Below are 11,170 nucleotides of genomic sequence, written 5' to 3' on the forward strand. Positions count from 1 at the left end.
AGAGGCCTCACAAAAGCGAGTAAATGGCTAAAAGCTCTCGCTCGCAGGGAGCCTTATCTATTTGTACACTGGACAATGGGGATATTCTATATGGCTGGATAATGGGAGCCGGATGAATCGAGAGGTTCAAGTCCGGTTCTGAGAGAGCCTGGGGGTGAAATCCCCCTGGGCTACTCACCGAGCGAGGATCTGTTCTTCGTTCCTAGCTCCGCTGAACGCTGAGAAGACCAGTCCTTCGTTGTCCGTCCAAGATCACGGACCCGTCCTTCGTCAAGACCAAAGCCCAGATCCTGACCAGGAGCATTGTCAGATGACGTGAAGGGTCTGTCATCCCGTGGTGATTCTGCACGGGATCTCATCTGCCCGACGCAGTCGGAACTTGCCTCGCCGAAGGCGAGACTGGCCAGGCGCAGCCTGACTGGCCTGCGTCAGCAGACTGGCTCCTTTCTGCCTCCTGCGCAGCAGCATCACTTCTGCTCTTGCCAGACCCTAGACCCCACACCTCAGACCCGTTGTCAATTTTGTCATGAGCTTGTTTCAGCATCTCGCTCTTCAATACCCTGTTCTGATAAACCGCTTTCATCAACCCGATCTTTCTAACCCGCACTCTGTAACCCGCTCCTAGTAACCCGTATTTCCTAACCCGCTCTTCGTAACCCGATCTTTCTAACCCGATCCTTTGTTTCCCCGCGAAGCGGACCTTGCGCCTGTGAGAGGGCTTCCCCTCTTAGGGCGAACAGCCGTTCGCCCCTACAAGAAGAATATAATTTTGAATGAGATGACAGATAAAGAAGATCGGCCTGCGTAGCGGACTGGCTTTGAGGATCTTTCCCCGCGAAGCGGGCCTTGCGTCCCGCCGCAGGCGGCATTGCGTCTAATGTTTTATTCTTCCTCGCGCAGCGAGCTTCACTTCCTGGGATGTACTTCCCAGCATCACTTCTTCAGAGGTTCTCACCCAGCCTTGCGTCTTGTATTCTTGGTAGCATCACTTTCTGAGATACTTCTTCTATCTAGAAAAACTCGCTCTTATTAACCTGGTTTTCTTTACCCGTTCTTCGTAACCCGATCTTTCTAACCCTATCCTTTGTTTCCCCGCGAAGCGGGCCTTGCGTTTCGGCGAAGGCGGAACTGGCCTCGCCGAAGGCGAGCCTGTCCTCTCGCAGTGCGACTGGCCACGCGAAGCGTGACTGGCTATGGTTCTGGCTCTTTTCGTTCTTGCGCTTCTCACCCTCTCACCAATTCTGGAACTTATCATAATTGAAACGGAAGAGTTTACGACAATGCGACATGAACATTATTTCGGTGATAAACTTTCAAATGAGTGTACACTTTTTCTTTTATGGGAGCTGTAATGGACGACTACTTGGGCTACAACAAACCTGAATACAAAAGAACTAGAAAACTTGCGATCTTCGAGGGGTCGTTTTTCAACCTTGCCTTCCTTGTGACGCAGGGTTTTATCGTTACCGGTCTTGCGCTCGAGTACGGCGCTTCCGAAATGCTGATCGCGATAATAGGAGTCCTGCCCACGCTTGCCCAGCTTGTTCAGCTGGCTGCCCCGCTAGTAATGAGACTCTTCAAAGACAGAAAGAAAGCAATGCTCTTCAGCGCGCTTTTAGGAAGAATTCCACTGGCATTTATCCCGGTTACGCTTGCTCTGGGGATAAAGTCTCAGTCGCTTCTCCTAATTCTTCTGTCGGTAATAGCATTTGGAAATTCGCTTGTGGGGACTTTCTGGGCTTCAATAATGGGAGACGTTATCGATCCCGAAAAGACGGGAAGTTACTACGGCAGAAGAAACCTGATCCTCTCGCTGAGCACGATGTTAATTGCGCCAGTCTACTCCCTCATACTCGACCATTATGAAGGTTCTCTTGGATTCATCATTGTTACCTCAATGGCAAGCGCCTTTGCGGTAATAACGATTCTTCTTCTCAAGAACCATTACGCCCCCCCGGTGAAGACATTCGGACGGGGAAGAATATTCAAGGAGGTCTTTGGTAACCTCAAGTTCAGACAGTACCTAAGGTTTGCCTTTGTCTGGAATTTCGCGATAACTATTTCAGGCCCCTTCTACGCGTACCACCAGTTGGTCAACCTCAAGGTCAGTTACTCTTATCTCAGTATTCTGAGCATCGTTGCTTCACTCGCCGCCATGCTGATGTATTTCCTTTGGGGGAAGATTTCAGATCAGATCGGCCACCAGTCCGTTGCTGAATTTGGAGTACTTGGGGCCACCTGTCTCGCACTGATGTGGATCTTTGTTACCCCTCAGACGGCAGCTGTTTTACTGCCCGTAGATGCGGTAGTAACGGGAATTGTTTGGAGCGCAATCAACCTGTGTATCTTCACAATGATGATGGGAATAATACGTGGCCAGTCCGTTGAGTCCTACGTCGCAGTCCAGGCGTTTCTGAACGGAATCGGCGCTTTGGGCGGTTCTCTGCTTGGAGGATTTGTCGCTTCCTATCTGAAAGGAAAGAACATTACCATCTTTGGAATCGACTTCTACGGAATCCAGGTGATCTTCCTTATTGGTTCCTTCTTCAGGTTTACAGCGTTCCTTCTTCTCAGGAGAGTGCAGACGACAAAGATTAAGACTGTGCCCCAGGTCTTCTTCAACGTTATGTCTACACTGGGAAGAAGAATGGCTACCAGACCGTACGAATTCCCAATGCTTCAACTTAAGCCTAAAAGGAGAAGACCTGAAGACGAGCCGTTGAAGCTCGACCTGCCTGCCTCCATGGAGGATATAAGCGACATTGAGCAAATCACTTCTGAAGAACCCGAAGACAGCGGCGATCAGGAAAAGAGATCAGACTCCTAGGCAATATCTCCGAGCTCATACTGCAGCCTGTGGAGATCCGAGTATATTCCTCCCTTTGAGAGAAGCTCATCGTGAGTTCCCGACTCTACCAGCATACCTTTATGAATCACCAATATTCTGTCTGCATTTCTGATGGTCGAAAGCCTGTGGGCTATCGTAATCATTGTTTTCTCTTTGGAAATTCTCTCCATAGCCTTCTGAATGAGTGCCTCTGTCTCTGTGTCGACATTCGCAGTCGCCTCGTCGAGAACAAGAATATCCGTGTTGAAGACGACTGCCCTGGCAAGCGCAATCAGCTGTCGTTCTCCGGCCGATAATGTACCCCCTCTTTCAAGGATCACTGTATCGTATTTTTCCGGAAGGCGATCAATGAAGTGATGTGCATAAACGTACTTTGCAGCCTCTATCGCCTTCTCCCTTGAAATCGTCTCGTCAAAGAGTCGAATATTGTCGAGAATACTACCGGAGAAGAGGAATACATCCTGGAGGACAACTCCAACCTTCTTTCGTAAACTCTGGAGATTGTAGTCGTAGATGTTCTTCCCGTCTATCTTTATCTGGCCGGCCTGAATCTTGTACAGTCCGGTCAGAATGCTGATGATAGAGGTCTTCCCGGCTCCGGTCTCGCCGACGAAGGCAATCTTCTCCTTCGGTCTTACTCCAAAGCTGATGTCTTTCAGCACTTTGTGCTCTCCGTCGTACGCGAAAGTCACGTTTTCAAACTCAACACTTCCTTCGAGCGTCTTCGTGGCAGCCACATCGGGATTGTACGACTCTTCGGTTTCGTCCATCAGCTTGAAGATCTTCTCTGCCGAGGCAAGCGCATTCTGCACAATGTCGTACTTCTCTGCGATGTCATGCAGCGGCCGGAAGAACATATCGATGTACGAGATAAACGCCACAAGCACTCCGAAGGCAAGCGTGTTTCCCAGAATGCTTTTGACGCCAAACCAGATGACGATAGCTATAGTCACGTAATAAAGAAGATCCAGCAGCGGTCTGAAAATGGCAAATACCCACAGCTGTTCCATAAGGCTCTTTAGGTGGCTTTTGTTAACTGAATCGAATTCTTCCTTCTTCCTCTCTTCCTGATTGAAGAGCTGGGTGATCGACATACCGGAGATATGCTCGGCAAGGAAGGCGTTGATTATCGCAAGGCGCGTTCTCACCTTTCTATAGGCTATCCGGTCGAAGTAACGGAAGACGAAGATCGCTCCCGCAATGATCGGAAGAATAGCAACTGTGATCAATCCCAGGTAGGTTGATAGGTTAAGCATTATTATGATGATTCCTGCAAGCAAGAGGACATCTTTCACCATTGATGTAATGACGCTCGTAAAGAACTCGGCGAGGTTCTGAGTGTCATTTGCGACTCTCGTGGCCAGCCTACCGCTGGGATTGGTATCAAAGAATCTCATCGGCACTCTCAAGAGATGCCTGAAGAGGTCCACCCTGATACCATGGGTGATCTTCTGTCCCATGTACGATGTCGCATACACCTGCCCGTAATTGACGAAGAAAAGTGATACGAGGATCAGGATCATGAAGATCGCTATCTGACCTATCCCGTTTAGATCTTCCACCCTTAAGTCTCTGAGTTGTTCTTCGCTTATCGGATAGCTTGTCGTACCGTCGGTCACACTATAGAGGCCTGACTCATCCTGATGGAGATAGAATGCTCCTTCATCAGATTCCACGAAGTTGAAGGAACCGTTTTCTTCAACCACGACCAGAGAATACTGATTGTCCATGTAGCTGTCTATCGCTCTTCTCATCAGCAGAGGGGGAAGAAGATCAAGCGCGGTAGAGGCTCCGATAAGAATCAAACTGAGAATCAGAATAGCAACATAGGGCTTCGTGTACTTCCACAGCCTGAAGACGACTCGCCAGTCTTCTACTTTAAGTTTCTCTTCTACTTCGCTGTATACGCTTTCGGCCATGCTATTCCTCCTCGAGCTTTTCTTCTAGCATCTGTCTCTCGTACATCCTCTGATAAAGACCTCCACCCTGAACTAGATCGGAGTGCACTCCTCTCTCGACCACCTTGCCGTCATGGAGCACATAGATCTTATCCGAATCCACCACGGCCTTCAGCCTGTGAGAGATAACGATTATCGATCTGTTGTCCTCGGAATCCTTCAAGGACTTGAGGATCTCCGTTTCAGTCTCAGTATCGACGGCTGAGAGACAATCGTCGAGCACAACGAGAGGAGCCTCCTTTATAAGTGCCCTCGCTATAGAAATCCTCTGTTTTTGGCCTCCCGAGAGAGTCACGCCTCTTTCGCCCACTATGGTTTTGTACCCGTTGCTGAAGCCTTCGATATCTTCGTGAATCGAAGCGATGCTTGCGTACTTCTCGACCTCTTCGTCGGATATTCCCATGTTTCCGAAACGAATATTGTTTCCAACGGTCTCGGAGAAGAGGAAGGTTTCCTGCGGAACGTAAGCGACATTTTCTCTTATCGCCTCAGGTTCCAGTTTATTTATATCCACTCCATCTATGAAAAACATTCCTTCGTCAACGGGGTACAGCCTGGCGATCAATTTTGCAATCGTAGACTTTCCCGAGCCAGTGGTTCCAACGATGGCAATCTTAGAGCCGGGTCTGACTTCGAAATCGATGTTTTCAAGGGCAGGTCTGCTGCCGGTCGGGTAGGTGAAGGTGAGGTTCTTCATAACTATATGACCCTCGAATCCGTCGATTTTTACAGGGTCGTGGGTAGTTATGTTGTTCTCCTCTTCAAGGATTTCCATGAGTCTTCTGTAAGAGGCGCGTCCTCTCTGGATGATATTTATTACCCAGCCGAAGGCCGTCATCGGCCAGACCAGCATTCCCAGATACGAAGTAAACGTAATGTACTCTCCAAGAGTTATCTGACCCAGTATTACCATGCGTCCTCCAAACAAAGTCGCCAGCACAGAGCCAAGCATAGAGAGAGTCTGAATCAGCGGGAAGAACATTCCCCAGACCCTTACTAGAGTCATGTTCTTCTCAACATAAGTATCTGACTTGTCGGAGAGAGTTCCATTTCTGAGGTCCTCGATCCCGTAACTCTTTATGAGCCGGACTCCCGAGATAGATTCTTCAATTGTATCTGTAAGATCGGAAAAGGAGGCCTGGACCATTTTAAATCTTTTGTGAATCATCTTTCCAAAGAACGTTGAAACAATAGCCAGTGCCGGAAGCGGAGCAATTGAGATCCATGTCAGATTCCAGTTCGTGAACAGCCCCATTGCAAAGATCGTTACGGTAACGAGAAAGACTGCATCGATAATCATGACAATCGCCGGACCCATAGCCATTCTTACGGCATTCACGTCGTTCGTGAATCTGGCCATAAGATCGCCTACCCTCGTCCTGTCATAGAAGGTTGGTGGAAGAGTCAGAAGCTTCTCGAAGAGAGTCTTTCGAGTGTAGTACTCGAATTTTCGTGCCGCTCCCATTATGAAGATCCGCCAGAACAATCTCGTTATGAAAAGTCCGAAGGCAACCCCGATAACGGCAAATATAAGCAGTCCGACAAAACCGAGGTCCTGGGCACCACCTCTGATTTCATCTACTATCAATCCCATCACTCTTGGAGTAATCAACATTAGCAAATCGACAAGAATAAGAAAAATAGCGCCATACAGGTACCTTGGCCAATTATGTTTCAAGAAGTCTCTTATCAAAACAATCGCCTCACTAGTCCGCTAAACTAACTTAATATGATACACTATTTCGAAAGAAAACTCGTGATGGGTTCATTAACGTGCATTCTGACTCTCTACCCTTCCAATGTATAATAATATCATCAAATCCTTCATACAACTTTGGAGAAATCTGGGAGAAGAGAAATGAAAAGAGTGCTTCTAGTTTCCTTGATAAGTCTACTTGCTGTTACTGCTGCCTCGGTCGCAGTAGTCTTTTCGGGCGGCGGCGGTAGAGGGGCCTATGAAGTCGGTGTTTACGGCGCCTTGCTTGATCTCGGTTTAGAAATCGAGGCCATTTACGGCTCCTCTGTCGGGGCAATTAATGCGGCCGGTCTTATCAGTGGAGGCTTTGAAGCTGCGAGGGATATGTGGTGCAGCATAGACTACCTGGAACTTATGAACGCCTCTCCTCATCAATACGAGCTTCTTCAAGGCAATGTTCTTCGTCTTGATGCTCGCGAACTCGCATCCGCGTTACGGACCCTTATAGCCCATAAGGGACTAGACATAGAGCCTCTAAGGCAGAAGATGAAGCAAATCATTAGCGAGGAGAAAATCCGAAAAAGCGAAATCGATCTAGGAGTCGTTCTCTTTTCTCTGACGAAGATTCAGCCATATGCAATGTACAAGGAGTCTATACCTGAGGGAAGACTTGTCGATTACGTTCTTGCCAGCGCCAATTTCCCCGCATTTCAGCGTGAGGAGATTGATGGAGAGGTTTTTGTTGACGGAGGCGTCTACTCCAATTTTCCACTCTTCATGGCAAAAGAGAGAGGACATAAAGAAGTTGTCGCAGTCGATCTTATCGGGGTCAACTTTGGGGAAGCTCTGGCTTTTGTAAACATGTTTACGGATGGGATGAACGTTACACTTATAGAGCCTTCCGAGCAATACGGAACGGTGATGACTTTCGATCCTGAAGTCTCAAGAAAGTACCTTATTTGCGGCTATCTCGACACAATGAAGACTTTCGGCGTTCTGGGAGGCTCAAGCTACTTCATATTTGGAGAAGAGGATCCATTAAAAAATCACTTCTTGTCTCTCGACAGCGGCTCGAGAATAGAAGCATTGCGTCTTCTCGGACTTACCGGAGTCGAGGGCGAAACTGCAGAATACCATTACTACCGGGAATTCATTCCCTGGCTGGAAAGCATTACGAAACAGCCCTACTCCAGGACCTGTCATCTCGTCACCGGAATGCTCGAAGAAATGGCTGCCTTTCTCCGGGTCGAGAGACTAGTTCCCTACTCGCCTTCATCTCTTATGTTTGAAATCATTAAGGCGTTCAATTCAGATAGAATTGAGAGCGAAAGGGATCTCACATACCTGACCAGATACAAGAAACTCTTCACCTTTCTGGAATTCATAGACAGTCAAAAGCCTTTCTCAGCGGAACCTTCTCCCCAGTTTAGATCCTTTGAAGAACAGTTTCAGGAGTCTGTTGGACTTTTGGAACGAATTTGCTCGCAGCAATCCCGTATATCTCACTGAGCGAAAGCGGTCTCTTCAGCAGGCTCTTTCCGTAGACTATGTAATGTTTGTACTCCTCGCCTCCGGCACGCCGCGCATTTGCGATCATCGTGGCGTTCATTGAGCTGATCGACGATCCCTCGATTTCTTTAAAACCCATATTCTGGATGTTTCTGTAGGCTCTCAAGAACATGGCCGAAGGCACACCCTTGTTTCTGAAATCGGGAACGACAAAGAGGATCGCCGCTCTTACCCGTTCAAGAGATTTTCTCTTACTCAGCAGCTTATACCACCCAAAAGGAAGTAGCTTGCCGTCAATCTCGCGAATGAGCGGGTTGAAATCCGGCAGCGCCACAAAGTAGCCTATAGGCCTTTCTCCTGATCTCGCGATTATTACCATTCTCTGATCGGCCACAGTCTTAAGCGTCTTAGCCATATCACAAAGTTCTTCGAATGTGGGAGGAAGAACATCCTCTTCCCACTTCGGGATAGCTTCTTCCATGATCTTTTGAAGATCTGAGGCGACATCCTTTAGCCGCTTGAAATTGGCCTCTTCAACGTGGAATCCGTAGCGATCCATAGCGATTTCGCTAAACTTTATCTCGCGCTCAGATATCACTTGGTCGAGGTCGTATCTGAAGGCAAGATATTTTAAGTAGATATCAAAGTCTTCAAAAAAGTCGACATAGTAGGAATGATTATAGGGCATCATAACGGCAGGCGGATCTTCGAAATTATCTATCAGTAGTCCTCTATAATCGTCACCGTTAGTGGGGGAAACAGGTCCCTTTAGGTACTTCATGCCCTTGCTCTTTGCCCAGCTTTCGGCGGTCCTCAGAAGGGCCTCTGCAACTGGCTTATCGTTAACAGATTCAAAGAGAGTGAAGTATGCATGCTCCACGGACTTCTCACGGTTCATAACCTGTTCGATGCCCACAGCGATTCTTCCCTTCACCGTATTTCCGTCCTTCGCGACAAAGAAATCGTGAGGACCATTTGCAAGAAGCTGTGAACTCTTGCTTTTCAAAATGGCCTTTATTTCATGGCTAAAAGGAGGTACCCAGAGGGGGTAATCAAAGTAAAGTCTCCTTGGAAGCTCGATGAACTCTTTCCTATCCTGCCGGCTCTTGACTTTGACAATCTTCAACATTAGCAACTCCTAGAAAAAACCTATGGACAATTCTAGCACGATAACAGAATCCTCTCTACCGGGCAGGGGAAATACCTTCAGAGGCTCTGACATCAGAGACGTAATGACTGAGCTTGGAATCAAGAACACTTCCCCCGCTTCCATCTATCCCGACGTAATATTCCGGAGTGATCAGAAGATTCTTTCCCTTGAAACCAGGCTTAATTCTAGTATAGTCGCTCACATATACATTGCTCAGCTCAACGCCTTCGTGAATTCTGCAGTTTGCTCCAATCATCACCGGCCCTTCGAGTTTCACATTCTTCTCAACTATCGAACCCGCACCAATATAGACCGGCGTAATGATCTTCATACTCTTCTCGAGAACCGAGCCCGTACCTCTCCAGAGACCCTCGGTCACTTCTCTTCCTGAAGGTTTGAAGCCCTTAATCCTTCCCTCAAGAGCCATACCGAGTATCTCGAGATAATCGGCGTTCCTGCCGATATCATACCAATCTATCTTCGTGTCAATCGAGAAGACCCTCTCCTTCTTCTGAACAAGCAGGGGAAGAAGGTCACCTCCGATATCGAAGAATTGGTTCTTGGGGATGTAGTTGAACACTTCAGGTTCAAATATATAGATGCCCGTGTTAGCGAGATTCGATTTTGCCTTTTCTACCGGCGGCTTTTCCTGAAAGGATTCGACCCTACCCACTGAATCGCAGACAATAATCCCGTAGTTGGGAACCTTATCTCTCTCGACTTTCTTTGAAATAATTGTCGCTATGGAGTCGCTTGCCCTGTGAAATTCATATGCCTTTGATAGATCGAAGTCTACTATCGCATCGCCGCAAAGTACAATAAAGGTCTCATCGAAGAAGCCGGACTCTTCTTGAATCTTCTTCAACCCCCCTGCCGAACCGACGGGTTCAGGTACCAGCTGCCCCTTCTCAAAGTGCCCTTCAAAGGAGTATCCGACTCTCACACCATACCTGTACCCACTCCTTACGTAGTTTTGAAGCACGCCTGCAAGGTGAGAGACATTTATCATAATCTCTTTCACATCATACTTGGCAAGCAGCTCAAGAATAAACTCTATAACCGGCTTCTCTATAATCGGAAGCATCGGTTTTGGCAGCCTGTTTGACAGCGGTTTCAGCCTTGTCCCGGCTCCAGCTGCTAGAATCATGGCTTTCATGTCTATTCCTCCTATCTTCTAATTGTTCTAAGACTAATGTAGACTACCAAACCTCCAACTGCGAGAAGCACTATCCCGATGAATACGCCAAGTACTGTCGGTGCCAGCGAAATGAAAAGGAATAGCAAAGAGATCACCGATAGAACGGACGCCGATATCAGAGCTCCCCTATCCTTCTCAGTTTCACCAAAATACGACTGAAAGAGCCCCACTGCCGGAGCAGCAATGAACAAGGCCCAGCCGCCTCCAGTTATGAAACCCGAGAAGATCACATTCAAAGTCAGTATCATTGCAAGGGTTAGCAATACACCTCCAGGAACAAAAAGATTCTTGTCACGCCCGGTGAAAGCTCTGTACTCCATGAAGACCGCTGGAATCCATATAAAAAGAAGCCAGAGATTCATAGTGAAAGACTTGACAAATATGATTAGAATGCCCAGCAATATCATTACAGCCCCAATGATTGCTCTTATAAGAGTGTCCCTGTTCATCATGCATCGCCTCCAGTGAGTTCATTCATTCGGAATTATAACAAGAACAGGACAGGTTTAGTAATCCAAGAGACTGCGTAATGCATCATAATTAAATCTACTCAAGAGAGAGTTAATGCATCAAAATAGAATCTACTCGAAATCGAATTGAAGGGAATTAAGAACACCTCCCTTTGACTTAGATTTTAGTATTTGTATGTCAACCAATAATTCCTGAGAATGTGCTATATTACTCTTTAGTTTGTATAAGTCTAGGGCTTCGTGAACCTTGCGAAGCTCATCTTTTTTTGTACAGTCAATCCAGGGAGAGTTAAGCACTCTTTCATACGGAGTAGCAAACTTGTCGTATTTCTTCACTATCC

General features: G+C 47.4%; 8 protein-coding genes and 1 pseudogene. 2 read left to right on the forward strand and 7 right to left on the reverse strand.

All coding sequences use genetic code 11. The features are described from left to right. Positions 1-355: 355 nt before the first annotated feature. On the reverse strand, positions 356-607 hold the full coding sequence (locus tag B3K42_RS12625) for a hypothetical protein (RefSeq protein ID WP_292599107.1): 252 nt from the start codon (positions 605-607) through the stop codon (positions 356-358). Positions 608-1,351: 744 nt separating this feature from the next. Between B3K42_RS12625 and B3K42_RS12630 the strand changes: the two genes are divergently transcribed. Next, the gene (locus tag B3K42_RS12630; protein ID WP_292599109.1) at positions 1,352-2,827 is read left to right on the forward strand and encodes an MFS transporter; all 1,476 of its coding nucleotides are present in this window, start codon (positions 1,352-1,354) and stop codon (positions 2,825-2,827) included. Here B3K42_RS12630 and B3K42_RS12635 read toward each other — a convergent pair. Next, on the reverse strand, positions 2,824-4,767 hold the full coding sequence (locus tag B3K42_RS12635; protein WP_292599111.1) for an ABC transporter ATP-binding protein: 1,944 nt from the start codon (positions 4,765-4,767) through the stop codon (positions 2,824-2,826). The two genes, B3K42_RS12630 and B3K42_RS12635, sit on opposite strands and share 4 nt — an antisense overlap. Before the next feature lies 1 nt (position 4,768). Beyond that, entirely contained in the window at positions 4,769-6,499 is a 1,731-nt protein-coding gene (locus B3K42_RS12640; protein ID WP_292599113.1) for an ABC transporter ATP-binding protein, read from the reverse strand. A gap of 165 nt (positions 6,500-6,664) precedes the next feature. On the opposite strand from B3K42_RS12640, the gene B3K42_RS12645 reads away from it, so the two are divergent. Then, positions 6,665-8,011 carry a patatin-like phospholipase family protein gene (locus B3K42_RS12645; protein ID WP_292599115.1) on the forward strand — a complete coding sequence of 449 codons (1,347 nt, stop codon included), beginning with the start codon at positions 6,665-6,667 and terminating at the stop codon, positions 8,009-8,011. Here the strand turns inward: B3K42_RS12645 and B3K42_RS12650 are convergent. The 4 genes and pseudogenes from B3K42_RS12650 to B3K42_RS12665 form a co-directional block, all read right to left on the reverse strand. Next, the gene (locus B3K42_RS12650) at positions 7,929-9,140 is read right to left on the reverse strand and encodes a hypothetical protein (protein ID WP_292599117.1); all 1,212 of its coding nucleotides are present in this window, start codon (positions 9,138-9,140) and stop codon (positions 7,929-7,931) included. The genes B3K42_RS12645 and B3K42_RS12650 overlap by 83 nt on opposite strands. A gap of 55 nt (positions 9,141-9,195) precedes the next feature. Then, entirely contained in the window at positions 9,196-10,317 is a 1,122-nt protein-coding gene (locus tag B3K42_RS12655; RefSeq protein ID WP_292599118.1) for an NDP-sugar synthase, read from the reverse strand. Positions 10,318-10,328: 11 nt separating this feature from the next. After that, a complete protein-coding gene (locus tag B3K42_RS12660) occupies positions 10,329-10,811 on the reverse strand; it encodes a hypothetical protein (protein WP_292599120.1) in 483 nt (160 codons plus the stop codon). A 129-nt stretch (positions 10,812-10,940) separates the two neighbouring features. Beyond that, positions 10,941-11,170: pseudogene (locus tag B3K42_RS12665) on the reverse strand (ISNCY family transposase); the annotation flags it as partial.

This window comes from Mesotoga sp. UBA6090, from assembly GCF_002435945.1.
Classification (GTDB): Bacteria; Thermotogota; Thermotogae; order Petrotogales; family Kosmotogaceae; genus Mesotoga.